This is a genomic window from Rothia sp. SCPM-O-B-18226 (M350), from assembly GCF_058213595.1.
This window is the reverse complement of sequence record NZ_JBYQJS010000003.1, coordinates 106,635-132,541: the sequence shown is the minus strand read 5'-3', so window position 1 is coordinate 132,541 and position 25,907 is coordinate 106,635. Positions and strand designations below refer to the sequence as shown.

General features: G+C 61.8%; 22 protein-coding genes and 1 tRNA gene. 8 read left to right on the top strand and 15 right to left on the bottom strand.

The features are described from left to right. Positions 1–118 precede the first annotated feature (118 nt). Positions 119–913 (top strand): TIGR03089 family protein, encoded by a 795-nt coding sequence (locus tag AC3E6W_RS06140; protein WP_049342942.1) that lies wholly within the window; start codon positions 119–121, stop codon positions 911–913. 108 nt (positions 914–1,021) lie between these two features. Here the strand turns inward: AC3E6W_RS06140 and AC3E6W_RS06135 are convergent, their stop codons facing one another. After that, positions 1,022–1,627, bottom strand: a complete 606-nt coding sequence (locus tag AC3E6W_RS06135) for a GtrA family protein (protein WP_490652602.1) — start codon at positions 1,625–1,627, stop codon at positions 1,022–1,024. A 327-nt stretch (positions 1,628–1,954) separates the two neighbouring features. Between AC3E6W_RS06135 and AC3E6W_RS06130 the strand changes: the two genes are divergently transcribed. The 3 genes from AC3E6W_RS06130 to AC3E6W_RS06120 all read left to right on the top strand — a co-directional run bounded on the left by AC3E6W_RS06130 (position 1,955) and on the right by AC3E6W_RS06120 (position 4,857). Continuing rightward, positions 1,955–3,085: a 5-(carboxyamino)imidazole ribonucleotide synthase gene (locus AC3E6W_RS06130; protein ID WP_239663108.1), complete on the top strand. Its 1,131-nt coding sequence runs from the start codon at positions 1,955–1,957 to the stop codon at positions 3,083–3,085. 112 nt (positions 3,086–3,197) lie between these two features. Continuing rightward, positions 3,198–3,836, top strand: coding sequence for a 5-(carboxyamino)imidazole ribonucleotide mutase (purE, locus tag AC3E6W_RS06125; protein WP_490652600.1), 639 nt, complete (start codon positions 3,198–3,200; stop codon positions 3,834–3,836). A gap of 19 nt (positions 3,837–3,855) precedes the next feature. Then, positions 3,856–4,857: a lipid II:glycine glycyltransferase FemX gene (locus AC3E6W_RS06120; protein WP_490652599.1), complete on the top strand. Its 1,002-nt coding sequence runs from the start codon at positions 3,856–3,858 to the stop codon at positions 4,855–4,857. A gap of 95 nt (positions 4,858–4,952) precedes the next feature. Here the strand turns inward: AC3E6W_RS06120 and glpX are convergent, their stop codons facing one another. Next, the gene (gene glpX / locus AC3E6W_RS06115; protein WP_049333011.1) at positions 4,953–5,960 is read right to left on the bottom strand and encodes a class II fructose-bisphosphatase; all 1,008 of its coding nucleotides are present in this window, start codon (positions 5,958–5,960) and stop codon (positions 4,953–4,955) included. Positions 5,961–6,282: 322 nt separating this feature from the next. On the opposite strand from glpX, the gene AC3E6W_RS06110 reads away from it, so the two are divergent. Continuing rightward, positions 6,283–7,014 carry a carbonic anhydrase gene (locus AC3E6W_RS06110; RefSeq protein ID WP_314700432.1) on the top strand — a complete coding sequence of 244 codons (732 nt, stop codon included), beginning with the start codon at positions 6,283–6,285 and terminating at the stop codon, positions 7,012–7,014. Positions 7,015–7,248: 234 nt separating this feature from the next. Continuing rightward, positions 7,249–8,655, top strand: coding sequence for a class II fumarate hydratase (locus tag AC3E6W_RS06105; RefSeq protein WP_490652598.1), 1,407 nt, complete (start codon positions 7,249–7,251; stop codon positions 8,653–8,655). Between the two features lie 132 nt (positions 8,656–8,787). Here AC3E6W_RS06105 and AC3E6W_RS06100 read toward each other — a convergent pair whose 3' ends face one another. From AC3E6W_RS06100 to mca, 5 genes are all read right to left on the bottom strand, one after another. After that, positions 8,788–10,059 carry an MFS transporter gene (locus AC3E6W_RS06100; protein ID WP_490652595.1) on the bottom strand — a complete coding sequence of 424 codons (1,272 nt, stop codon included), beginning with the start codon at positions 10,057–10,059 and terminating at the stop codon, positions 8,788–8,790. Between the two features lie 418 nt (positions 10,060–10,477). Further along, positions 10,478–10,984 carry an NUDIX hydrolase gene (locus AC3E6W_RS06095; RefSeq protein ID WP_490652594.1) on the bottom strand — a complete coding sequence of 169 codons (507 nt, stop codon included), beginning with the start codon at positions 10,982–10,984 and terminating at the stop codon, positions 10,478–10,480. A gap of 127 nt (positions 10,985–11,111) precedes the next feature. Then, positions 11,112–11,639 (bottom strand): prepilin peptidase, encoded by a 528-nt coding sequence (locus AC3E6W_RS06090; protein WP_049346792.1) that lies wholly within the window; start codon positions 11,637–11,639, stop codon positions 11,112–11,114. A gap of 112 nt (positions 11,640–11,751) precedes the next feature. Further along, positions 11,752–12,561 (bottom strand): polyprenyl diphosphate synthase, encoded by an 810-nt coding sequence (uppS, locus tag AC3E6W_RS06085; protein ID WP_303973363.1) that lies wholly within the window; start codon positions 12,559–12,561, stop codon positions 11,752–11,754. A 265-nt stretch (positions 12,562–12,826) separates the two neighbouring features. Then, the gene (mca, locus tag AC3E6W_RS06080) at positions 12,827–13,798 is read right to left on the bottom strand and encodes a mycothiol conjugate amidase Mca (protein ID WP_070681238.1); all 972 of its coding nucleotides are present in this window, start codon (positions 13,796–13,798) and stop codon (positions 12,827–12,829) included. A 486-nt stretch (positions 13,799–14,284) separates the two neighbouring features. Between mca and greA the strand changes: the two genes are divergently transcribed. Then, positions 14,285–14,782, top strand: a complete 498-nt coding sequence (gene greA, locus AC3E6W_RS06075) for a transcription elongation factor GreA (protein ID WP_070482912.1) — start codon at positions 14,285–14,287, stop codon at positions 14,780–14,782. A 168-nt stretch (positions 14,783–14,950) separates the two neighbouring features. Here greA and ilvA read toward each other — a convergent pair whose 3' ends face one another. From ilvA to AC3E6W_RS06055, 4 genes are all read right to left on the bottom strand, one after another. Next, entirely contained in the window at positions 14,951–16,204 is a 1,254-nt protein-coding gene (ilvA, locus tag AC3E6W_RS06070) for a threonine ammonia-lyase (RefSeq protein ID WP_490652592.1), read from the bottom strand. 233 nt (positions 16,205–16,437) lie between these two features. Then, positions 16,438–17,700, bottom strand: coding sequence for an AI-2E family transporter (locus AC3E6W_RS06065; RefSeq protein ID WP_490652680.1), 1,263 nt, complete (start codon positions 17,698–17,700; stop codon positions 16,438–16,440). Between the two features lie 130 nt (positions 17,701–17,830). Next, on the bottom strand, positions 17,831–18,820 hold the full coding sequence (locus AC3E6W_RS06060) for a Bax inhibitor-1/YccA family protein (protein ID WP_490652591.1): 990 nt from the start codon (positions 18,818–18,820) through the stop codon (positions 17,831–17,833). Between the two features lie 154 nt (positions 18,821–18,974). Continuing rightward, positions 18,975–19,865 (bottom strand): Cof-type HAD-IIB family hydrolase, encoded by an 891-nt coding sequence (locus AC3E6W_RS06055; protein ID WP_490652590.1) that lies wholly within the window; start codon positions 19,863–19,865, stop codon positions 18,975–18,977. A gap of 264 nt (positions 19,866–20,129) precedes the next feature. Between AC3E6W_RS06055 and AC3E6W_RS06050 the strand changes: the two genes are divergently transcribed. Further along, a complete protein-coding gene (locus tag AC3E6W_RS06050; protein WP_049342929.1) occupies positions 20,130–20,540 on the top strand; it encodes a DoxX family protein in 411 nt (136 codons plus the stop codon). Between the two features lie 321 nt (positions 20,541–20,861). Here AC3E6W_RS06050 and AC3E6W_RS06045 read toward each other — a convergent pair. From AC3E6W_RS06045 to AC3E6W_RS06030, 4 genes are all read right to left on the bottom strand, one after another. Next, a tRNA-Leu gene (locus AC3E6W_RS06045) sits at positions 20,862–20,935 on the bottom strand. A gap of 247 nt (positions 20,936–21,182) precedes the next feature. Beyond that, positions 21,183–22,568 carry an NAD(P)/FAD-dependent oxidoreductase gene (locus tag AC3E6W_RS06040; RefSeq protein WP_294647347.1) on the bottom strand — a complete coding sequence of 462 codons (1,386 nt, stop codon included), beginning with the start codon at positions 22,566–22,568 and terminating at the stop codon, positions 21,183–21,185. A gap of 502 nt (positions 22,569–23,070) precedes the next feature. Beyond that, on the bottom strand, positions 23,071–24,666 hold the full coding sequence (locus AC3E6W_RS06035; RefSeq protein WP_490652589.1) for a S8 family peptidase: 1,596 nt from the start codon (positions 24,664–24,666) through the stop codon (positions 23,071–23,073). A 144-nt stretch (positions 24,667–24,810) separates the two neighbouring features. Continuing rightward, positions 24,811–25,764, bottom strand: coding sequence for a Ppx/GppA phosphatase family protein (locus tag AC3E6W_RS06030; protein WP_070648848.1), 954 nt, complete (start codon positions 25,762–25,764; stop codon positions 24,811–24,813). Positions 25,765–25,907: the final 143 nt, after the last annotated feature.

The following is a 25,907-nucleotide window of genomic DNA, read 5'->3' as shown; positions in this document are numbered from 1 at the left end:
TTTCTCCTTACCGTTCTATGACGATCTCTCCCCTCGGCCGCGTGGCCGAGATAACCCCCGGCTCTCTCCCCCCCCCCCCGTGCCCGGCGCAATGCCTGCGGTGCGGTAGAGTGAAACCATGGTTACCCTATCCCCCACCGGTCCCGCGGTTCCCGCCTCCCTCAACCGATTCTTTGAGGCCCTCAGCTCCGTGCAGACCCCCGCACTCATCTGGTACTCCGACAACGGCGAGCGCATCGAGCTCTCCGGGCGCGTCCTCATGAACTGGGTCAACAAGACCGCCAACCTGCTCATCGAGGAATGTGACCTCGCCACTGAAGAGGCCTTCGATCTGCAGGCGCCCCTGCACTGGCGTCCTCTGGTGGTCGGCCTAGCCGCCCTGCGCGTGGGCGCAACTCTCGACCGGGACGAGCCCCTGGCCGCCGCGGTATGCACCGAGCAGGACGCGCGCTTCGTCAACGGCCCAGCCTATCTTCTGGCGGTAGACCGCGCTCCCCTGGCCCTCGCCTACTCTGGGGATTTGACTGCTCTGCAAACCTACGCCGATGAAGTGCTCGATTTCTGTGCCCTGGTGCCCAGCATGGGTGACCACTACGAGGGTCTGCTGCCCGACGAGTCTGCCGAAGTGGTCGAGGGCTTCACCTACTCCGAGGCCTACGCGCAGATTCGCCAGCTAGCGGACTCGTACCGTGGCGAGACGCTTTCCGGCGGTCAGCGGGCGTTGGCCCTCATGCTGAGCCCCAGCTACGGTTTTGATTCCTCGGAGGCGACGCTGAGCACCCTGATGCAGGCCTTGGCCATCATGGCTTCGGGGCGCGCCGTGTTCCTGGCCGACCCGGCCGTTGAGTGGAGCGAAGAGCGGCTTGCATCCCTCCTGGAGGCCGAACGCGCCAAGGAACTGCCCTGTAGTTAGGCCCCCGATACGATAAGAGCGTGAAGATAAAGCACCGGCCCCGATACACGAAGTATCGGGGCCGGTGCTTTGTCTTTTATAGGGCTGGTGGGCTCTGAGCGGTGCCGTTTAGCGGCCGCGCTCGGTACCGGACGCGTTCGCCCCGCCGTCCTGAGCCTTGAAGCCTTCCGAGGCTTCGCCGTCCAGGATGGCGGCCGCGTCATCAAACATGCGGCCGAGTTCCTCATGGTCGGTGCCCTCACCCTTGGAGACCTGGTTACGGTGCGAGCCGTACACCCAGAAGCGGTAGAGGAAGTAACGCAGGATGGTGCCCAGGATGGTACCGATGATCGTACCGGAGATGAACGAGGCCTCCGCGGTGCGCAGGTTCAGCACGTAGGTGCTAAAGGCCACGCAGCCGGCCTCAACCATGATGCCCAGCAGGTTGACGATGCCGAATTCGACGGCCTCGCGCTTCCAGTTTTCGGAGCGGGATTCGCGGAAGGTCCACAGGCGGTTCATAAGCCACGAGAAGATGGTGGCCACGATACTTGCGACGACCTTTGCCTTCGTGTGGGACTGCGACATGACGGTCATCATGAGAACCCACACGGTAATGGAATTCACCACAAACGCAGCGCCACCGACGGTTCCGAACTTAAGCACCTCGATGCCGTAGCTGTCCCACAGGGATTTCAGTCGTTCGGTCATGGTGGGTTTAGTCTGTGCGCTCATGCGGGGCCTATCTAACAGGTGGTGTCGGTGGATAGCTTCCGGGTCCGCCAGAGCGGGGCCGCGAGGCAGAGACCGGGCGCCGGGGACTTTTCAAGCTCTTCATATGGTAGTACAGACCGGCCGGGTTATCCCTAGCCGCGCCAGATTTTTCAGTCAATACCCAGCCGGTAGCGGCAGCTTTTCCCCCGCCACAGGCAATCGCCCGCCCACAGTTCACGATACGGTTCATCTAACGTGTACGCCCCGAAGCGAGTACACTTAGGTGATGTGACTTACCCTGTGACTGGACCCGTAATTGGCGTCATCGGCGGAGGCCAGCTGGCCCGCATGATGGCCCCCGCAGCAACTAACCTTGGCATCAACCTGCAGATTCTCGCGGAGGCGCCCACCGTCGGCGCCGTGGCGGCGGTACGCACCGCCCCCGTTGGCGATTACAAGGATCTCGATACCCTCCGCGAGTTTGCCCGCGGCAAGGATGTCATCACCTTCGATCACGAGCACGTGCCCACCGAATTTTTGCGCACCCTCATGGCCGAGGGTGTGAACGTGCAGCCTCAGCCCGACGCTCTGCAGTACGCGCAGGATAAGCTCCTGATGCGCCAGGCCGTCGAGCGCCTGGGTCTGCCGAACCCTCGCTGGGCTAAGGTTTCTACCCTGGACGAGCTTCTTGCCTTCGGCGATGAGATTGGCTGGCCCGTGGTATTGAAGACCCCGCGCGGCGGCTACGACGGCAAGGGAGTGCTTGTGCTGGATTCCCCCGCCGAGGCCCGCGAGCGTAGCTCCGAATGGTTCGAGCAGTTGCCCTCGCGCACCGATTTCTCCGCCCTGCTGGCCGAGGAGAAGGTTCCCTTCACCCGCGAGCTTTCCGCACTGGTGGCTCGTCGTGAGAGCGGCGAGGTGCGCCCCTGGCCGGTCGTTGAGACCATCCAGGTGAACTCCATCTGTGACGAGGTGATTGCCCCCGCGCAGAACCTGGCCCCCGAGATTGCCGAGGCCGCCGCGGCCGCAGCCGTGACCATCGCCTCCGAGCTGGGCGTGACCGGCGTGATGGCCGCCGAGCTCTTCGAGGTGCCCGGCTCCCCCGCAGGCTTCTACATCAACGAGCTAGCCATGCGCCCGCACAACACCGGCCACTGGACCCAGAACGGTTCGGTGACCAGCCAGTTCGAGCAGCATCTGCGCGCCGTGCTGGATCTGCCGCTGGGCGATACCTCCGTGCTGGACGAGGTCGCCGTCATGAAGAACTACCTGGGCGGCGAGAACGAGGACATCTTCGGCGTCTACCCGCTGGCCCTCTCGGCCGAGCCTCGCGCCAAGATTCACTTCTACGGTAAGGAAACCCGACCCGGCCGCAAGATTGGCCACGTCAATATTTCGGGTCGGGTCGATGAGCTTGAGAACCTGCGCCACAGCGCCGCCAACGCCGCATCCATTTTGCGCGATGGCCGCCCCCTGTAGGCGACGGGCCACTCAAATATAGGTCGAGCGCGGGTTCTCTCCGCTGAGAACCCGCGCTCGACGCCCCTAGTGATGGTGGTATTCCACCGCATTGTGAAAGGATATGAGGATTATGTCTCAGTCTCCCTATGATTCCTCCCAGCCCATCGTCGGCATTGTGATGGGTTCCGATTCGGATTGGTCGGTCATGGAGGCCGCCGCCGAGGTGCTGGAAGAGTTCGGCATCCCCTACGAGGCTGACGTCGTCTCGGCGCACCGCATGCCCGAGGACATGATTGAGTACGGCAAGAAGGCTCACAGCCGCGGCATCCGCGTGATTATCGCCGGTGCCGGCGGTGCCGCTCACCTGCCGGGCATGCTCGCCTCGGTCACCGCTCTGCCGGTGATTGGTGTTCCGGTGCGCCTGAAGAACCTCGAAGGCATGGATTCGCTGCTGTCGATCGTCCAGATGCCCGCCGGCGTTCCGGTGGCTACCGTATCCATCAACGGTGCACGCAACGCGGGCCTGCTGGCCCTACGCATCCTGGGTTCGGGCACCGATGCTTTCGCCCGCCAGGTGCACGACGACCTGCACGAGTTCTCGGCTAACCTGCGCCAGTCGGCTATCGACAAGGGCGCCTCCCTGCGCACCCGCGTGGCCGAGGCCAAGGCCAAGGCAGCCGCCGAGCGCGAGGCTGAGGAGAACGTCTCTTCAACCCGTCCGAACTCTGCCCCCGAAGCCTCCTCGGAGCCCCAGGCTTACGTTCCCTAAGCTCGGATACACTAGAAGGATGAGCAATATTCTTCAGTCCGATATTTGGGCACGTTTTCAGGAATCTAATGGTCACACCGTAATCCGCAAGAGCGGTAACGGCTGGTCGTACCTTGCAACCGTTGAGGGCGGCGCCACCGGCCGCTACCTGTACAGCCCGTACGGACCGGTCGCCTCCAGCGCTGTGGCCTTCGACGAGGCTCTCGCGTCATTGAAGGAAGAGGCCGCGAAGCACCGTTGTCTGTTCGTGCGTATCGAGCCTACCGAATCGGCAATCTGGGGTGACCAGGATGCCGTTACATTCCTGGCTCGTCGCGGTGCGGTTCTGGCTCCTCGCCAGGTGCAGCCCTCGCACACGCAGATTATTGACCTCTCGGGCACCGAGGACGAAATCCTCAAGGGAATGAGCTCCAGTTACCGTAATCGTCATCGTAATATCCACAAAAAGGGCGTGACCATCGAGGTTTCGACCGATCCTTCGGATATGTCGATTCTCTTCGGCTTCCTCGAGGAGACCGCGGAGCGTAACGGCTTCAACCGCCAGCAGGACGACTACCTGATGCAGGTTGCTCGCGTGCTGATGCCCGCCGGTGCGGCATCGCTCTACATTGCGAAGCTGGCGGGCGAGAACGGTGAGAGCACCCCGATTGCGGCGGCGTTCGTGTACGATTCGGACGACACCCGCACCTACGCGCACGCGGCGGCTTCCTTCGAGCACCGCAACCTTAGTGCAGGTGTTGTGGTGGTGACGAACTTTATCCTGGACGCTAAGCGTAAGGGTCTGAAGTACGTTGACCTCTTCGGCATTGCGCCGGAGGATCAGCCGGACCACGAGTGGGCTGGTTTCACGAAGTTCAAGAAGTCCTTCGGTGGCGAGTCTGTGGAGTACCCGGGTACCTGGGATGTGCCGGTCACCTCGCTGGGTTACCGTGCCTATACCCTGGCGTACAAGGCACGCCCGGCGGTTCGCGATGCGGTATCTAAGGCCAAGGATAAGCTGCGTTCCCTGCGTTCGCGCTAACGTGTGCCGGTAACGGCGATAAGCATAAGGAGCCGCCCCCGACCGAGTGATTCGGTCGGGGGCGGCTCCTTATGCTTGGGGGCTACCTCAAAGGCTTATGCTTCGCCGGGGCTCTTGGTGTGCGAGAGAATCTCGCGCAGGCGGGAGAGGCGGTGCTCAGCCTCAACGGTGCGCACGGTACCGGAGGAGGAACGCATGACCAGCGACTGGGTGGTCACAACGTTCTTGTTGTAGCGCACGCCGCGCAGCAACTTGCCGTCGGTAATACCGGTTGCGGCGAAGAAGCAGTTGTCGCTGGTGACCAGGTCGTTGGTGGTCAGCACGCGGTCCAGGTCGTGGCCCGCGGCCAGTGCCTTCTCGCGCTCTGCCTCGTCGGTCGGTGCCAGGCGGCCCTGAATCACGCCGCCGGTTGCCTTAATGGCGCATGCCGCGACGACGCCCTCGGGGGTGCCACCGGTGCCGAGCATCAGGTCCACGCCGGTGTTCTCGCGGCAGGCCGCGATAGCGCCGGCGACGTCACCGTCGAGGATGATGCGGGTACGGGCACCTGCATCACGAATCTCCTGGATCAGCTTGGCGTGGCGGGGGCGGTCCAGCACGCAGACGGTCAGCTCGCTGACCTTCTTGCCCTTAGCCTTAGCGACCAGGTGCAGGTTCTGCTTAACGGGCAGGCGCAGGTCCACGAATTCGGCGGCCTCGGGGCCGGTGACCAGCTTCTCCATGTAGAACACGGCGGAGGGGTCGAACATGGTGCCGCCGTCTGCCACGGCAATCACGGAGAGGGCGTTGTCCATGCCGAGCGCGGTCAGGCGGGTGCCGTCGATGGGATCAACCGCGACGTCGAGGGAGGGGCCGGAGCCGTCGCCGACGTTCTCGCCGTTGTACAGCATGGGGGCCTTGTCCTTCTCGCCCTCGCCGATGACCACGGTACCGTTGAAGTTGACGGTGGAGAGGCGGTAGCGCATAGCGTCGACAGCTGCGCCGTCCGCAAGATTCTTTTCGCCCGCGCCAACCCAGGGACCCGCTGCGATGGCTGCGGCTTCGGTAGCGCGCACCAGTTCCATTGCCAGGTTACGGTCGCCGTGGTTATTGTTCGTAGTCATAGACTCACCTTCGAGAATTCTTGACAGCGCCGGTTGGCTGGACCTTTCCAGCACGAAATCACCGGCGATCAGTGCTCCTTTCAGGATAGCGCGCTTACGCACCGCTTTTCTCGTTATGAACGGGTTTTCGGGCGTGTTGGTCATTCAGTGAAAGGATGCGCTCCTCTCACTCCGCGAGGGCGCGTCGCATTAGCTATTTTTTGCATCGTTAGGGCATATTTGAGTTAAGTTCTTTTGGGCGTTGGTGAGGGACCTCTCCATTGAGGCCGCTCGGGTCGCCGAAACCGCATCCCCTGCGCCCAGGTATCAAGGAGAAGACACCATGGCTAAGAAGCCCAACCAGGTTCAGCCGACCCCCGCAGAGGCATGGAAGCGTCTGAAGGACGGCAACCGACGTTTCGTTGAGGGTAGCAACGAGCACCCCAACCAGGACACCATCCGCCGCACCGACCTGGCTGCGGGCCAGTTCCCCTTCGCCTCCATCTTTGGTTGCGGTGACTCCCGCCTGGCGGCGGAAATTATTTTTGACCTGGGCCTGGGCGATGCCTTCGTGGTGCGCACCGCCGGCCACGTGCTGGAGAACGCCGCGCTCGGTTCGCTGGAGTACGCGGTTGAGGAGTTTGAGACCCCCATCGTGATGGTTCTTGGCCACGACTCCTGCGGCGCCGTGACCGCGGCCAGCAAGTCCCTGGAGTCCGGCGAGATGCCGCACGGCTTCATCCGTAACCTGGTGCAGCACATCCTGCCTTCGGTAATGTCCCCGAAGCTACCCGAAAACCCGGTCGTCAACGATATGGTTCGTGAGCACACCCGCCAGACCGCTATCCGCATTATCGAGCAGTCCCACATCATTTCGGATGCGGTGCTTGCGGGTAAGGTCGCCGTGATCGGCGTCTTCTACCATCTGAAGGAGGGTAAGGCCGAGCTCGTGTTCAGCTCGCAGGACCTCGCTCTGCAGGAGGAGAAGAACGATGAACAGAACCCGCCGACCCAGACGCTCCCCGTGGTCGTGAAGACTCCCCCGCGCGTCGTGATTGCCGAGAACCTGGACTAGAGCCCGGATTTATTTCTCCGGAGGGACGATAAAACGGCCCACCGCGAGAACCCACTCGTTCACACGCAAGACCATGTTTTTTCATGGGTAAGCCCCTCCCCTACGGTGTGTTCCCACATTCGCGGGGGTGGGGCTTTTTCCGTGCTCTGAATCCTGCAAAATTTATGAGCGTTTTTCCTTTTCTGGCACCGGATTTTGGCGACGGGGGCCACTTTGAACGCCTATGCTAGAGATATGGCTGAAAACATTGAATACCGCATTGAACATGACACCATGGGCGAAGTTCGCGTTCCGGCTGATGCACTCTACCGTGCACAGACCCAGCGCGCAGTCGAGAACTTCCCGATTTCGGGTCAGACCCTCGAATCCGCCCATATTCGTGCGCTTGCCCTCGTGAAGAAGGCAGCCGCGACCGCCAATGAGGAACTCAAGGTGCTCGACGCTGAGCGCGCCCAGGCTATCCGCGACGCAGCGGATCTGGTAGCAACCGGTAAGTACGACGCCCACTTCCCCATTGACGTCTTCCAGACCGGTTCCGGTACCTCCTCGAACATGAACGCGAACGAGGTTCTGGCAACCCTGGCAACCCGTTCCTTGGAGTCCAAGGGTATTGAGGTTCACCCCAACGACCACGTGAACGCTTCCCAGTCCTCCAACGACGTCTTCCCCACCTCCGTTCACGTTGCTGTGACCGAGGCTCTGGTAAAGGACCTGATTCCCGCTCTCGAGGTGCTCGCTGAGTCCCTGGAGCGCAAGTCCGTTGAGTTCAAGGACGTTGTGAAGTCGGGCCGTACCCACCTGATGGACGCAACCCCCATCACCCTGGGCCAGGAGTTCTCCGGCTACGCCGCAACCGTGCGTTACGGTATTGAGCGTGTGAACGCTTCCCTGCCCCGCGTGGCTGAGGTTCCCCTGGGCGGTACCGCTGTGGGCACCGGCATTAACACCCCGGCAGGCTTCTCCGCTCGCGTGATTGAACTGCTCGCTGAGGAGACCGGCCTGCCCCTGACCGAGGCTCGTAACCACTTCGAGGCTCAGGCTAACCGTGACGGCCTAATTGAGGTTTCCGGTCAGCTGCGCACCCTGGCGTACGGCCTGATGAAGATCAGCAACGACATCCGCTGGATGGGTTCGGGCCCGAACACCGGCCTGGGCGAGCTGCACATCCCCGACCTGCAGCCCGGCTCCTCGATTATGCCCGGTAAGGTCAACCCCGTGATTTGTGAGGCAACCATTCAGGTTGCCGCTCAGGTCATCGGTAACGACGCAACCATTGCCCTGTCTTCCACTAACGGCGCGTTTGAGCTGAACGTGGGTATCCCGGTGATGGCTGCTAACCTGCTGCAGTCGATTCGCCTGCTCGCTAATGTTTCTCGTGTTTCGGCTGAGAAGATGATTGACGGTCTGACCGCTAACGTTGAGCGTTGCCGCTTCCTGGCTGAGGCTTCGCCGTCGACCGTGACCCCGCTGAACAAGCTGATTGGTTACGAGGCTGCTGCGAAGATTGCTAAGTACTCGGTGGCTCACAAGGTGACTGTCCGTGAGGCAGTTGTGGCTCTGGGCTACGTGGAGCGCGGCGAAGTGACTGAAGAGCAGCTGGATGCGGCTCTGGACGTCACCAAGATGCTGGGCAACTTCTAATCTCACCCGCTTGAACCTCACCTGAGGTTCGCGGCTTAACCATAGAGGGAGGGGCGACTCGCCATGACGGCGGGTCGTCCCTCCTTCTGTCTGTGTTCTCTGCCCCGTCATTGAGTTGGCAACAGGTTCTCACTATTGTTCAACAATATTGAACACTTTGAACTGTTTATAGTGGACCAGCGTGTAGATGAGGCAGAGTACAGCCGGGATACTGACGACAAGCGCAGCGTTGAAGGAGCCGAGATGGTCAAGCATCAGTGCTACCGCACCCATGGAGTACAACGTTCCTAGCCCAAACACGGCACCGTCAAGGGAGCTGGCACGCCCCAGTAGCTCATTCGGTGTAATGCAATCACGCAGATTGTTGGAGAAGATGAAAGCTGATGCCCATCCTACGTCCAGGATGAAGAGCAGTGCGCCGAGCACTACGGGGTTATTGCTGATGGTGACCAGCGGTATTCCGAGCAGGGATACGACATTGGCGACCAGTAGCATTCCTCGTGTGTTCTCGAAAGAGAGGAAACGATCGATGATGAGCGCCGCGACGATACCACCGATACCGCTGCAGGCCATAATCATACCTACCACTGAGGCTTCAAAAGTGAGCTCCTCATACAGGCGGTAAATAATAATGAGCGAATACGATGCTGTAGCTGCCGCCAAGAAGAACGTGTAGACAAGGATAAGTCTCTGCGGGGCACCGGAGAACATGTATTGGATACCGTCAAACATGCGGTGAATAAACCCATGTTGTACGGTTTCGCGTTGCTCAGTTTTAGTTTCCATCTCTACGGATGGCAACGTTGCGTATGAAATAGTTGCCGCTCCGAAAAGGAGCACCGGGACGATAAGACCGACCGTTGCACCCGCGACAAGAACAATAAACCCTGCTGTAGGGGGCGCAATGATTGCGGATATTCCCTCGCAAATTTCACGACGTGCATTGTACGAAAGAAGGTTTTCTCGTCCGAGAAGCTGCGGAATATATCCTGCTTCTGAGGCAGCAGCCAGCTCAGAGAAGACACCGCTCACAAATCCTAGTGCGGCGATGGCGAACCATGACAGCATATGCTGCTCAATCATCAACGCCAAGGTAAGGATGCTGAGGATGTTTACTGCCCCGGCAATCACAATCATAGGTTTTCGAGGCAGACTATCCGATAGGGTTGCTAGTGGATATGCCAAGGCGATATTGGGGATTTGCATGGCTACCGCCATCACGCCAGCCAACCCAATTTCGCCTGTACTAGCGAGAATCGCGATGGGTAGGGCGAAGGAATATATTCCTGTACCTACCAGAGAGCCGATAAGGGCTACGTAGATTCTCCAGGGTATTTTATGTGTTGTCATGCTTTGCTCCTTCCAGGACGCATCAAAATAGCGCCCAAGAATTGCGATGAACACAATGAGCCTAGTTCACAGAAAAATGGCATGCCTTAAAGATTTATAGGCAGAGTAAAAGGAAAGCGACTACGCTCACCAGAACATCACGTGAACGAATCTTTCTCGGGTTACTGACTAATACGGGGCCGTCACTCCCAATGTAACCCGTGTCATATATAAAGCATCTCATGCGCACCACCCATAACTCGACACACAGGCACAACTTAAAGTAAAAAAGACAAAAACAAAATAAAACCACGACAAAATTTAGGCCTCCAGCCCCCCAAGCCCACAGAAAAACAGGAAGAACCACCCAATAACATGTAACAAACTGTCATAAAAAATGCTGGGAGGGGCGACTCGCCATGACGGCGGGTCGCCCCTCCTTCTGTATATGCACGCCTCAATCAGCGGCTTTTACTCAGTCCCAGCAGCTGGTCTAGTACTCTTCCGGCGGCACCGACTCCAAACCAAAACGACAGTGACCGTCATAGTTCAGCGCCACATCAATACGGTCCAGCATCCGCTCCGAAAGCAACGCACGCTCCGCCGGGTCAGACACATCTACCCAACGCACCTGCGAAGACTCCTCGTCGTTCACCTTCGCCTCACCAGAAACCCAGCGGCACAAGAACGTATGATCCAAGAACTGGCAGCGGTCACCATTACCGAACTGCATGGCAGGGTCAGCCTTCACCTGCGCCAACTCCAGCACCTCAATCTGCACATTCGCTTCCTCCTGCGCCTCACGCAGGCAGGTCAGTGCGGGGCTCTCCCCCGGGTCCACAATGCCCGTAATCGGGGTCCACGCCCCGTTATCGCTACGGCGCACCAGCAGCACCTTAGAATCCTGCTCACGGTACACCACAGCCGTCGCGCCGGACAGCCACAGGTAATCCGAACCAATCCGCTCACGCAGCTTACGGATATAGGGAGGAGTAGGCATAACATCAACCTTTCAAAAGCCCCGGCAGTTCTGCCGAGAAATAGGTGCTAGGGAGCAGAGCGAACAGCCGCGAACCGCACGAAGAACGAGCCCGCCACTTAGCCGGACGGTCACCCTACTTCGGAATCTACCACAGAGAATACGCAGGAGCCGCCAACGCCACCAGCGCACCCAGAAGCATAAACGGGCCGAAGGCAATGCGGGTGCTACCGCGCGCCTTCGTGAACAGCACCAGAGCCAAAGACACCAGACCACCGGCAAGGAACGTTACCAACGACGCCCAGCCCAGGTTCGCCCAGGACAGGTACCCGAGCACGCCGCCCAGGATACCAGCGAGCTTCACATCCCCGCGGCCCAGCGCGCCAAAAGACAGGATACGCAGAAGCAGGTAGCAGAACCACAGCACCAGACCGGCACCAATCACACGCCAAATATCGGCGGGGCGACCCGCAAAAAGCAAAGACACCGGCAGCGCCGTATAGGTCGCAATAGCCAAAGGAATCAGGATGCGGTGCGGCAGGCGGTGCTCCCGCACATCAATACGCCACAGCCGCAGGGCGCACCACAGAAAATACAGCAGGTAGCTGCCGAGCACCAGAGCGGCAATTGTGGAGGCGCCGCCTGCGTTGTAGAGGCGGGAAAGCTCAGCGAGCATAGAACGTCCATTCTGTAATGCTGGAGGCTGTACTACCGGAGGCTACTAGTCAGGAACAGCCAGCCGAGAAACACGGGTCAACGGCGCTAGACCCTTAGCCTCTAGGAAGCTTCTAGGAACCGAAGCGGCGGGAACGGTTCGCGTAGTCCCGCAGGGCACGCAGAAAATCAACGCGCGTGAAATCCGGCCACAGGGCACGGCAGAAATAAAACTCGGAATACGCGCTCTGCCAGGTCATAAAACCGGACAGGCGCTGCTCGCCCGAGGTACGAATCAGCAGGTCCGGGTCAGGCATATCGGCGGTGTACAGGTGCGAAGAAATATTCTCCACGCTCAGCTGTTCGGCAAGCGATTCCAAGGATGTGCCCTCAGCGGCGGCCTCGCGCAGAACCGAGCGGACCGCATCCACAATCTCCTGGCGGCCGCCGTAACCGACCGCAATGTTCACCCGCACGCCGGATAGGTGCGCAGTCTGCTCAATCGCCCAGTCCAGGCGCTCGTGTAGCTGACGAGGAATCAGGTCAATATTGCCGATGGCGCGCACAGGACCGCACGCAGACTCCACCAGCCGTACCAGGAAGTTATCGATGACCGCCACCAGGCCGGTCAGTTCCTGCTCGGGGCGCTTGAGGTTCTCAACCGAGAGCATGTACAGGCTCACCTGCGGAATCGACAGCTCGGCGCACCAGGCCAGAAAATCAATAATTCGCTCCGCACCGGCGGCGTGGCCCTCACGGGTGCTCAAGCCGCGCTGAGCCGCCCAGCGGCGGTTGCCGTCCACCAGCACTCCAATGTGGGCGGGCAGGATTTCAGGGCTCAGCGAGCGCTCCAGGGCCCGCTCGTAGACGGTCAGCTCCGTGACAGTACCGGGGTTGCTGGCATGACCGTGCACGGTAATCACGGGCAGGGCGTTAGCGCTCATGGCTCGTACCTCATTCGGCTGTCGAAGCGGATGCATCACGGGCTCTACGGTGTGAGAGCCCAAGCTCTAATTCTACGCCCCGGGCGCGCGCCGCGGGGCTCCCCGCGGGTGCGGAAGGGCTGAGAATCGGCTCAAAGTTTGAGCTTCCGGGGGCTCAGACGGGGCCCGGACCCGGAGTGGGTACTCATGCGAAGGCCCCGGCCCCGCTCTCCGTATGCATCACTGGGCGGAACCGGGGGCGCTGAAGAAGCATCGTGGCTGAGCTCTAGATGACGTAGTAGTCGCTCAGGCCCTCGTCCAGGCTAGATTCGGGCAGCTGAACCTCAGCGTGCGAGGCGGCCAGCGTGTAGTCCTCCCAGGGCCAAATATCCTTCAGCTGTTCGCTGGGAACGGCGAAGAACACGCCGTTCGGGTCCACCTGCGATGCGTGCGCGCGCAAAGCCTGATCGCGCTGCTCAAAGTGGTCGGTCACCAGGATGCGGGTCGTAGTCTCGTGGCGAGGCGCCTCCCCCGAGGAGGCGCGGTGCGCGAGGTTCTCAATCCAGCCGCTCAGCAGGCTCTCACCGTGCGTATCGAGCAGATGCTCGTGCAGGGCGAGGGTGCGTTCGGGGTTGAATGCGCGGTCGTAATAGAGCTTCAGCGGGGTCCAGGGCTCTCCCTCACCCACGTAGGCTTCCGGGTCGCCTGCCTTCTCGAATGCTTCCACGGCAACCTTGTGGGTCATGATGTGGTCGGGGTGCGGGTAGCCGCCGATCTCGTCATAGGTGATGATGATGTGCGGGCGGTATTCACGCACCAGACGCACGAGCGGCGCGGCGGCACGGTCCAGGGGCATGGTGCCAAAGCTACCAAAGGGAAGCGACGGCATGGGGTCGCCTTCGGGCAGGCCCGAGTCGAAGAAGCCAATCCAGCGGTGCTCAATACCCATAATCTCGCGGGCAGCCGCCATCTCAGCGCGGCGCAGACCCGGCAGGTCACGGTGCGCACGCGGGCTCTTATCGACCTCCTCATTCAGAATGTCGCCGCGCTCGCCGCCGGTCATCGTCGCCACCATGAAGCGCGCGCCACGGGCGATATACGCGGATGCGGTACCTGCGCCCTTGGAGGACTCGTCGTCCGGGTGTGCGTGCACGGCCAGGATGCGCAGACCGGTGTAGTCCTCCTCCAGCGGCTTAATAGCCTCGACGGGAGGGTGAGTCGGCAGGTTCGCCTTCAGCTGTTCGATGGCTTCGCTCACGGTGGTGTCCTTTGGGTTAGTGCCTGGCGGTGCGGTGGGTGGCGTATTAGGTGCGGGATGCGTCGGCGCCTTCCGGTGATTATCCGAAGGCCACGACGAAAGCATTACGAAACAACGCCGGTGTAACTCCTCGTATGATACCCGGGGTCGGGAAGGTCCACTAGCGCAGATGACGCCGTGTGACATCGTGAAACGTAAGGTCACATCCGGGGGTGTATCCGGAGAAGCGCTGGGGAATCTCAAGTATGCGGCAGCCGCCGTCCGCCCGGCTTTTCTGCCGTCGGCCCGCGCATCGTCGAGGATACGCTCAAAGGTGCGCTCAGAGGGGAAGAAGCGACCGAGCTACCAGCCGAAAACCCTCCGGTGCTCTAAAATAGGTCTGTTGATTCATTCCGTTACCGGCGCCGCCGCGCATTGAACGCGGCACACGGTAGCGGGTTTATTCGTTTCGCACCGGCAACGCCGGCGCACAAGCAAAGGATACGCATGGCTGACAACACCGGTGCATGGCTCACTCAGGACGCCTTCGACCGTCTCACCCAGGAGCTGGAGTACCTCTCCGGCCCGTACCGTCAGGAAATCGTCGACCGCATCGCGCAGGCACGCGACGAGGGCGACCTCCGTGAGAACGGCGGCTACCACGCCGCCCGCGACGAGCAGGCCAAGAACGAGGCACGCATCAAGCAGCTCAAGCACCTGCTGGAGACCGCACAGATTGGCGACGCTCCCGTCGACGACGGCGTTGTGGCCCTGGGCATGGTCATTGAGGCCGAGGTTGCGGGCCGCCACCTGAAGTTCCTGCTTGGTTCCCGCGAGATTGAGGATACCCTCCCCGCCGGTACCGATCTGAAGGTCTTCTCGGAGAAGTCCCCGCTGGGTGCCGCAATCCTGGGCGCTAAGCAGGGCGACGAGGTTTCCTACACCGCTCCGAACGGCAAGGAGCTGAGCGCCAAGATTGTCTCTGTGACCCCCTACCACGCCTAAGTCGAGGCTCATAGATTTGCGGCTGTCGAGGTCCACGGCCCCGGCGCCAACACGCTAAAAGTGCGGGGTGCCGATTCTTCGGAATCGGCACCCCGCACTTTTTATGTCTTCCGCTTCACCGCGTGAAGATTCACGAGCGAGCGGCAACCCACAAAATGTAAGGTCGGCTTAGTAGACGATAATCGGTTTGAAGCCCTCGTACTCCAAGGCAGAAATGACCTGGCGGCAGTGCTCCACACCCTTGGTTTCCATGTCGATGGTGATGGACACATCGCCCATGGAGAGCGAGCCACCCACGCGGGTGTGATCCACACCGGTAACGTTCGCGTCGTTCTCGGAGATGATGCGTGAGATGGTTGCCAGCTCACCCGGGCGGTCAGAGAGCATCATCTTAATGGTCATGTAGCGGCCGGCAGCGGAAAGACCGCGCTGAATCACCTTCAGCATCAGCATCGGGTCGATATTGCCGCCCGAGAGCACGCACACGACGGTGCCCAGGTCGCCGTACTCTTCCTTCAGCTTGCCGTTCATCAGCGCCGCCACGGGCACCGAACCGGCGGGCTCCACCACGAGCTTGTTGCGTTCCATGAGGAAAATGAGGGCGCGGGCGATATCGTCTTCGCTCACGGTCGCCACGTCATCCACCAGCTCCTTGATGATGGAGAAGGGCATCTGGCCGGGGCGACCCACGGCGATACCGTCGGCGATGGTGGAGACCTTCTTCAGGGGCACCAGAGCATCCGCAGCGAGGGACAGCGGGTAGGCCGCGGCGTGCTCAGCCTGAACACCGATAATCTTGATCTTCTTGCCGAGCTCCTGCTCCTTCGCGCGAATCGCCGCGGACAGGCCGGCCAGCAGGCCGCCGCCGCCAACACCCACGATGACGGTATCCACATCGGGCACCTGCTCCAGAATCTCCAGGCCAATCGTGCCCTGGCCCGCGATAATGTCTTCGTTATCGAAGGGGTGCACGAAGACCGCGCCGGTCTCTTCGGCGTAGCGCTTCGCCTCCGCCAGGGCCTCGTCCACGGTCACGCCGTACAGCTCAACCTCGGCACCGTGATCGCGGGTTGCGGTAATCTTCGGCAGCGCCGCGCCCAGCGGCATGTAGATGCGGGCCTTAATGCCCAGGCGGTCAGCCGCCAGGGCCACACCCTGCGCGTGGTTACCCGCGCTCGCGGCCACCACGCCGCGCTTCTTCTCCTCCTCGGAGAGCTTTGCCATGCGCACATACGCGCCGCGCACCTTGAACGAACCGGCGCGTTGTAGGTTCTCACACTTGAAGAACACCTCGGAACCCAGGCGCTGGCTCAGGGCACGCGAATGGGCGACCGGGGTGCGTTCAATAACGCCTTCGAGCAGCTCTGCGGCACGTTCAATATCGGTAATGGTCACGGGCAGGGAGTCGAGATCTACGCTCACGGGTTTTCCATTCTGACGGTGCGTTGTCCCGCGGGCGCGGGACGGTGATGTATTGCTCATCCCATTTTAGAGGATGGGTACAGCGAAGGGGGCTACCCGGTCGCGAGTAGCCCCCTGGCGAGACACCGCCGTAGACGGCATCGCGGCCGGCGGTATCGCCGGGACGAGTTAGCGGTGCGTTATCGAGGATGGCGGGGTGCCCTACGCCAAAACCTCCCGCTCGATGCAGGCCCCTAGTCTTCGGAGGAGTCCGAAGCCTCGGAAGCCCGATTCTCAGGCGCCTCAGCCTTCTGATGGCGCGGCACTCGGGAGGCCAGCTTCTTGACGCTCTCCTGCCGTTCCTGGGCCTTCTCCTCAGCCTGCTCGCGGCGAGCCACCTCGTGCGGGAAGAGGAACTCCTCATCGCGTAGGCTGGGATCGTGTTCCCAACCGCGATTCGCCAGGTAGCGCACCACCGAGTTCACCACGGCCAGCGTCGGCACCGCGAACAGCGCGCCCACGGCACCGAAAATCATGGAGCCGCCGGCCACCGAGAAAATCACGGCCAGCGGGTGCAGTGATACAGCCTTACCCATGATGAGCGGCTGCAGAATATGCGACTCCACCTGCTGCACCAGTAGCACGATGCCCAGCATAATCAGCGCCTGCACCGGCCCCAGGGCCACGAGCGCCAGAAGCACCGCCACGACACCGGAGAACAGCGCACCAATCACCGGGATAAAGGAACCCAGGAACACCAGCACGCCCAGCGGAATCGCCAGGGGCACACCCAGGATGGCGGCGCCCAGGCCGATACCGATGGCATCAATCGCGGCCACCAGAATCTGCACGCGGACGTAGGCGCCCAGGGACTTCCAGCCCGCGCGGCCCGCACCATTCACGGCCTCGCGCGCGTCCTTGGGGAAGAGACCGACGACGAACAGCCAGATGCGTTCGCCCTCCATCAGGAAGAAAAGCAGCGTGAACAGGGTTAGGAGCACACCGGTTGCGACATCGGCAGCGGTCGAACCGACCCGAGACACTCCGTTCAGCACGGTGTTCGGATTGTCCTTAAAAGTGTTCTCAATCTGGTGCAGGAGCTGGTTCAGCTGGTCAGCACCCAAATCGTACCCGAGGCTCTTCAGCCAGTCCACGAGCTGCTGATAGCCCTGCACCGCCTTATTAGCCATCGTGGCGAAACCGCGCACCAGCTGCTGACCGGTCAGCGAAATAATCACGGCGAGAAGCAGCAGCAGACCCAGCTCGGCGATAGCAGCCGCGCCGCCGGCCCGCACGCCCTTCTTCCGCAGGAGCATGACGGTCGGGCTCAGCAGAGCCGCCAGGAGCATGGCCACCATCATCGCGATGACCAGCAGGGAGACGTGCCCCAAGCCCTTCCACACGACCCAGCCCGCGCCGGCAATCACGATGAGGCGCCAGGACCACGCGCCGGCCACGTCCACGGCGAAGGGAACCCGGTAGCCCTCCCCCGCCCGACGTTCTTCGGCACTCGATATATGCTTCACGCTGTCTCTCTTTCTCAAGCCCGCCAGGTTGCTGGGCGAGCCGGTATTCGTGGGGCGCTAAACCCCGCCAAAGCCGCGAAAGCGGCGGCACCGCTACGGTACCGCCGCTTCGTACGAATTTTTAGTCGTTGCTGAAGATGCTTGCCAGGTACATGAGTACGCGCAGAATCTCAACGTACAGCCACACCAGCGATGCGGTCAGGCCGAAAGCCAGGCGCCAGGACTCGCTCTGCGGCAGACCCGCATCCACAGCCTCGGCGGTCGTGGTGTAGTCAATCAGCAGCGAGTAGGTTGCCATCGCAACCGCGATCAGAGCAATCGGCAGACCCAGCGGGATACCACCGATGCTCATGCTATTCAGCGAGAAGCCGAAGAGACCAGCGGTCAGCATGGACACCAGGCCGTAACCCAGGTAGCTGAGCGCACCAATCATGAAAATCTTATTCAGCTTGGGGGTGGTGCGAATCTTGCCGTTGGCGAAGAGAGCCAGGGTCACACCCGCAACCACGATTGTTGCCAGAACCGCCTGGATGGCGGTGCCCGGGTAGCGCAGGTTGACGATGGCGGACAGACCGCCCAGCATCATGCCCTCCATGAGCGCGTAGGCCATGACCAAAACCGGGGAAACCTTCTGCTTGAAGGAGTTCACGAGGCCCAGCACCAGGCCGCCCAGCAGACCCAGGAGCATCAGCACGGGCACGTACCATGCGACCACGGCGCCCACCACGACCAGGCCCAGGTTAATGGCGGTCTTGACCAGCACGTCGTTCATGGTCAGACGCTCACCGGCCGGAACCGGCTCGGAGTAGGTCGGCTCGGAGTAGGTCGGAGCACTGTAATCGGTGTACTGCGGCTGACCGTAGCCCTGCTGGCCATACTGAGCCTGGCCGTACTGGGGCTGGCTCTGCTGACCGTAGGCCTGCTGGCCATACTGGGGCTGACCGTAGCCCTGCTGGCTATACTGAGCCTGGCCGTACTGGGGCTGGCTCTGCTGACCGTAAGCCTGCTGCTGGCTCTGCTGAGCCTGGCCACCGGCGCCGAAGCGACCGAAGCGAGGATCGCCCTGCCCCTGCTTCTTCGTCATTGAATTAATAAGCGGGTTTCCCGCCATCTTTCTCTCCTTGGATAGATAAGTACTACTAATGCGTTTAATTCTAACCGATGGTTGCCCAGCTCACGCTTCTGTTCGTTCTGAGCACGGCATAGTCTCACATAGCGCGACTCCGCGCAGACACCAGACTTTCGTAAGAGGCCGGCGAGAGATGCTAGGAGGCGTCACGCGCATCCAGCGCATCCAGCAAGTCTTCCAGATAGCTCAGAACGGCCTGCTCCTCGTTCGTGCCAATCACCTCATCGGCCAGCTCCTTCACACTCGGCGCGGCATTCCCCGTGGCCACACCGTGTCCGGCGAAGCTAAGCATCCGGCTATCATTCTCGCCGTCGCCGAAGGCGAGGATTCCTTCGGGGCTGTAGCCGAATCGCTCACAGAGATCCTGCAGACCCGTCGCCTTATTCACGCCCGTGCGAACCAGGTCGATTGCCCCGAAGCCGCTAACCAGCGGGGTCACACCCTCGGGCAGCACCTCGCGCAGATGCGCGTTAATGCTTTGGGTCTGCGCCGGAGGGGTCAGCAGCGGGAACTTAATGGGTGCCCCGTGAACCTCCTCAATGGAGTCAACCAGAATCGCACCGGGAAAGAAGAACCCCGCGAAGTCCTCCAGAGTCAGGGTATCGGGAATACTCTGGCCCGTGTCCTCAAAGTAATTACGGATGACGTGCACAATCTGTTCGCGGCGATCCTTCGGTAGGAAGATTCCTTCGGTGGTGCATACGAGTAAGCCAATCTGCTTTAGCCCATCCAGCACTTCGTAGATGGCGGGAACGTCTTCCTCTCGGAAGGGGTGCACCGCCAGCTGGCCGCTATCGTCTGCCAGGTAAGCGCCGTTCTCGGCAATGTAGATGAGGCCTCGGTTCTCAAAGCCGCGCATGTAATCCTGCAGCTTGGCGTAGGTGTTGCCGCTGGCCACCACGAATCGAATACCGCGCGCATCCAGGCGATCGAGAATCGCGGAGAAGCGTTCGGTATCGAAGGTCTTCGCGTCGGTGAGGAAGGTGCCATCCATATCGACGGCGATGAGAGAGGGCTGAGTCTGCATGTTATGCCTTTCTGGCTCTGCTATCCCGTTCAGGGCGGGTGCGCCTACGGCTGTGCTCCTTTAAGGGTCTCATGTTTTTGGGGTTCCGGAAGCCGCCGAGAGGAGGTTTTATGTATTGAGCGCCGTCACAAAACGTCATCTAAAACCCCTCTTTTTGGGATGCAAGTCACTTTTTAGCCCTGTTTTTCACCACTTTTTACACCCTTTTCCGCTATGGACTGAATTTACTTGAAGTGTAAAACTTTACTTGTCAAACTTAAAGGCATGAACAACGACACCATGAAATCCGCCGGCCTACTTATCCTCCGCCTCGTCTTCGGCTTCGTCATGATTATGCACGGCATCCAGAAGGCATTCGAATGGACCCCCGCGGGTACCGTCGCATCCTTCGAGCAGATGGGCATCCCCATGGCAGCCGCAGCGGCATACTTCGCCATGGCAACCGAACTACTCGGCGGCACCATGATTATCCTGGGTGCGGGCACCCGCATCGCGGCAGCAGCATCTGTAGTATCCATGAGCGGCGCCCTCATTTTCGTCCACCTCGCGGCAGGTTTCTCCGCTTCCAAGGGCGGCTACGAATACGTTCTCACCCTTGCCGCAATCGCAGCAGCCTTCTTCTTCACCGGCGCCGGCAAATTCTCCATCGACGCGCTCTTCGCACGCCGCAAGTAGCGTCCACAGATAGACTTTCGACCTCCGACTCGGTGCCCCGCACGGGCAACCAATCACCGGTAGTCGAACCAGGCTTCACCGCCGGGCCGCGCTGATTCCGGCAGCGCGCGGCCCTTATCTACCCGCGGTGAAGAGAGCACCGCCGCGTGCTCGACGATGCCCCCGATAGTATGGGTCGGGGGCATCGTCTCTTTATCCGGAACGTTGTTCTGCCTCCGCATCGAGGCTATAGCGGCAGTGCTACGGCGAAGGGCGGCGGTCCATTTCCCCTCGGGGAATGGACCGCCGCCCTGTACGCGTCACCGTTTGACGGCCGACGAGTGCCCCCACTGGGACTCGAACCCAGAACACAAGGATTTTAAGTCCTCTGTCTCTGCCAATTGGACTATGGGGGCTCGTTTGGTGCACACCAAACATAGAACACCATTATTCCACGAATCCCGGGTAACGCATATCCGCTCCTCGGTACCCAATAGCCCGCACCGGCTCTCGCCCGAGGCGGGGGCAGGTTGGATGACGAAATGCCACCCCTGGGAAACACCGTGAATACAGCGAAGGGCGGCACCGAAGACCGAAGTCCTCGGCGCCGCCCGTTTCACGTCCAAGGCCTAAGCGGCCTCACCGGCTATCGGCCAGCTCGGTTTAGAGCTTTGCCTTGTGCGGTGCGGGAGCGGTACCGGTTGCTTCCTGGAATGCCAGGCGCGGGGAGCGCTGGTGGCGAATCGAGGAGGTGTCGCGACCGAAAATCTGGTTCAGAGCCCAGGTGGTCATAACGCGAACGGTACGCTCGGCGGTGGGGATTGCGGAACCGTGGTAGCCGCGGTGCATCATCCAAGCCAGCGGGCCACCAATGGTCTTGCCCTTGAAGTTTGCAACGCCCTTCCACAGGCCCAGACCTGCCACAACACCGATGGTCTCGTGGTAGTAGTCGGTCAGGGGCTCGCCGCGGCGAGCAGCCAGCAGGTTCTTAGCCAGAACAACAGCCTGGCGGGAAGCGTGCTGAGCGTTGGGGACGCAGAAGCCGCCCACGCCGCCGCCGGAGAGGTCCGGAACAGCAGCGTTATCGCCTGCAGCCCATGCGCCCTCAACCACGCCGTCATCACCGGTGACGCGCAGGTCGGCGCTCACGCGCACGCGGCCGCGCTCGTCAATCGGGAAGTCGGTTTTCTTCAGCATCGGGGACGCTGCCACACCTGCGGTCCAGACCAGGGTGTCGGTGGAGATCTCGCCGGCGGGGGACTTGTCAGCCATGTTGATCAGCTGCAGGTTGCCGTCGGTTGCGTCAGCCAGGGAGGTGTTGAGCAGAACCTCGATGCCGCGGGCGCGCAGCTCTGCGACAACCTTCTCGGCGCGGTCTGCGGGGACCTCGGGCATGATGCGCGGTGCGGCCTCAATCAGCACGAAGTGCAGATCGGAGACAGACAGGCGCTCGTTACGCTCGACAGCCACGCGTGCCATGTCCTCGAGCTCGGAGATGGTCTCGATACCGGCGAAGCCACCGCCCACGATCACGAAGGTCAGGGCGCGACGACGAGCCTCAGCGTCGGTCAGCAGGGATGCGACCTCGATGCGGTCCAGAACCCAGTTACGAACCGAGACGGCCTCTTCGATGGTCTTCATGCCGATGGCCACGTCTGCCAGACCCGGAATCGGGAAGGCACGGGTCACGGCACCGGCGCCCAGCACGATCTCGTCGTACTTCAGCTCGAAGGGCTCGCCATTATCGGTGGGCTCAACGACGGCAGTGCGGTTTGCATGGTCGATGGAGACAACACGGCCGGGAATCAGCTCGGTGTCGCGCAGGTGCTGACGCAGCGGCACGGTTGCGTTACGGCCTTCCATGGAACCTGCCGCAACCTCGGGGAGGAAGGGCTGGTAGGTCATGTAGGGGTTCGGCTCGACGATGGTGACGACGCCACCGGTCTCCTTGATAGCCTTCTGAATCTTCTTAGCAACGGTGAAGCCGACGTAGCCACCACCGACAATCAGGACGCGGGGACGGTCCTGTGCCACCTTAGTGAATGCCATGTTAGTTACTTCCTAGTCTCAGGTACCGGGAGTTCTCATCCCGGTAGGGTGGTATGCGTAGCCTCCGGCTCGTTCCGAAAGCTTTCCTAACAAACGAAGCGGCTCGCCCTGGAAGTCCTTACGCAACGCGAAGTGGCTAGCGGCACGAGCCTGTCTGTTACATACCTGGTTCACCATATATTTTACGCCTTTTGTTTAGGTGAAATCGCATTTATGCCCTCTCGAGGGCACACCTAAGCCAAAAGTTTCGAGGCTTGAACGAGGTTCACACAAGATAAGGCACTTACGGTTAGGCGAACCCTTTCCATTTTTTCGTTCAACGTTCGAATTTTTCGTTACGATTGGGTGCGTTTGAACCCATCAGGTACCGCCATGAGAGAGAATCACCGCGGCCAGCAGAAACTCAGCCGTTCGCGAACGGGCTAAGGCAAGAAATATAACGGACCGGCATTAGCCGCTCCCCCACCCCGCAAAAAGTGCAATCCCGCGGGGCCGTCCCTCGCTACGACGACGAACCGCCGCGCCGGTGAGGCTGGTGATGCGGATGCGGCACGTGCTCCGCCGCGTGATGCGCCTGCTCGCGCACCGCGGTCCCCACCTGACGGGCCGCGTCGCCTGCCCGCACGTGCATCCGGTGCAGACGATGCACCGCACCGGCGGTAATAATCGTGACCCACACCAGGAGCGCGCCCACAATGACCGGCGGCAACCAGCCGCGGTCCTCCGGCGGGCGGCTCGCGTCCGGGGCCGCCTGCTTCACGATGTTCTCGCCCTCTTCGTGCACGGGCGCGGAATCGCTGGGCGACGGTGCACTCACCTGGTGCTTGCGGTGCACCGCAATCCACTCCGACATCGAACCCAGCGGATTCGCCGTCACCGTGGGCGCGGGCAGAGCCATAGCGTCCTGTGGGTTGAACACGCCGTACCCGTACAGCGGGTCACGACCCGTAGCGCCCTCGTCATCGGCTGAGGCAATCAAACGCTGGGCCAGCTGAGCCGCAGACTCCTGCGGGTACTTCTGCTTTAACAGCGCCGCCACGCCCGTCACCAGGGGGGCCGCCGCAGAAGAGCCCGACCACAGCATGTACCCGTTGCCCGGGGCCGCCGCAATCATGTCGGTGCTCGGAGCAACCACGGCAATCGAAATACCCTGCGTCGACGAGCCTTCAGAAACCTGCTTCTTTCGGTCCACGCCGCCGACCGTCAGCACGCCCGGAATCGTCGCGGGAGCACCCACCTGAGTCAGGCCGCTACCGCGGTTACCCGCCGCCGCCACAATCAGCACGCCCTTCTGCTCGGCGTAGGCGAAAGCGTCATCCCAGCTCTGCGGCCAGCTCGTCTTATTCGAGCCAATCGACATGTTGATAATCTGTGCGCCGTGGTCGACCGCGTAGCGCACCGCGGCAGGAATCTGCTCGTCGATGCTCTTACCGCCGGTCGTACCCATGTTCAGCGAAATCGGCAGGATCTTCGCATCCGGGGCCACGCCAATCATGCCGGTCGGCTTACCCGGCTGACCCGCAATCGCGGAGTACCCTTGAGTATCATGGCCGTGGCCGGCAATCAGCGAGGCGACCTCCGTGCCGTGCATCGGCTCCGCGCCCAGGCCCTGCCAGCCGTCCTCGCTGCCCACACCCGAGACATCGGTACCGCGCAGCACGTTGCCCGCCAAATCCGGGTGGTTCCCGTCCACACCCGTGTCAATCACGGCAACCGTCACGCCCTTACCCGTGGCCTGCGACCACAGCGAGGTAATGCCGTACTCGTTCAGCCAGTACTCGCGGTGGCGCACATCGTCGCCGTTGGCGGTATCCGCACCCTGGCTCGGGGCGGCCGTGCTCTTCGGCACCGCCGTGCCCGACGGCGAGGGGGTGGCCGTCACCTCCCTCTTCGGGCTCGGAGAGGCCGTGGCCGAGGAGCTGGGATCGGTCGCGTTGGCCGCGGTCAGCCACGAGGCCGGACCCAGCGGCAACAGGGTCAGCAGGGCGGCAGAGGCCAGCGACCCGGCCGCACGCGAGCGCACCGGGTTCAGGCCCGCCGAACGCAGAACACCCAGGGGGCGACGGATGCACCGCGCGGCACGCGCAAACCGATCCATTCGTTTCTCCTCAACTGAACGACGCAAACTCACCTGGTGAGGCAAGCTCAGCTAGACAATACAGGCCGGCCGACCCGCACCGCGCGGGTCGGCCGTTAGGATTTCCGGCCCGACATCGGGACGGATTTTTGCCAAGGTAACGGGCTACAGCTGGGACAGCGCGATGCCGTCCAGGATGTCGTGCTCGCTCACCGTCACCGAATCCACCGCGCCGTCAGTCAGCTCGTTCAGGCGAGTCAGGATGCGGGCGTAAATCGTTGCACCGGCACCAATCACGTCCACCCGGCCCGGATGCATGTAGCCCAGGGCCTCGCGCTCGGCACGGTCCAGGGAAGCCAGCCAGCGGGAAGTCTTCTGAACGGTCTCGATGGAGAAGGTCTGCGCGTTAATGGCCTCGGAATCGTAGCGGTCCAGGCCCAGGGCGGCCGCCGCAATCGTCGTCGCGGTACCGGCCACGGCCACCACGCGGCGGGCGTTCTGCAGGGGGACGGTCTTGCGGGCCACGTCAAGAGCTTCGTCGGTGTCTGCCTCAACGCGGGCAATCTGCGATTCGGTCGCCGGCGCGTTCACCATGTGACGCTCGGTCAGGCGCACGCAACCGATGTTGACGCTACGGGAAGCCTTCACGCCCGACTCATCCCCCAGCACGAATTCGGTGGAGCCACCGCCCAGGTCGAACACCAGGGTGTCGCCGTCGCCTGCACCCACGGCGCGCACGGCACCCGCGAAGGAGAGCGCGGCTTCCTCGTCGCCGCTAATCACCTCGGGCTCAATGCCCAGGATGTCGCGGATGCCGTTCACGAAGACGTTGCGGTTGCCCGCATCGCGGGTTGCGCTGGTCGCCACGAAACGCACCGAGTCCACGTCGTGGTCACGCAGCAGTACGGCGTACTCGCGAGCCGCCGCGAAGGTGCGGTCCAGGGCCTCCTGCGCCAGCCAGCCGGTCGCATCCACGCCCTGGCCCAGACGCACGATGCGCATCTCGCGCACAACGTCCTTCAGGACGGTCTTCTCGACCCCGTCCACCACCTCAGTGGTGGAATCGGCAATCAGCAGACGGATAGAGTTCGTACCGCAGTCAATCGCTCCAACGCGCACGGTGGGTTCCTTTCAGGACTATCGTCATCATCGTTCGCTGCCCAAGGCAACGCGAGCGCCGCAGGCGAAGCTGTTTTCGCTTCTCGGCGCTCTTTCTATCTATTATGCGCCCGCGCCGTCACGGGCGACGGTGCGGGCGCATC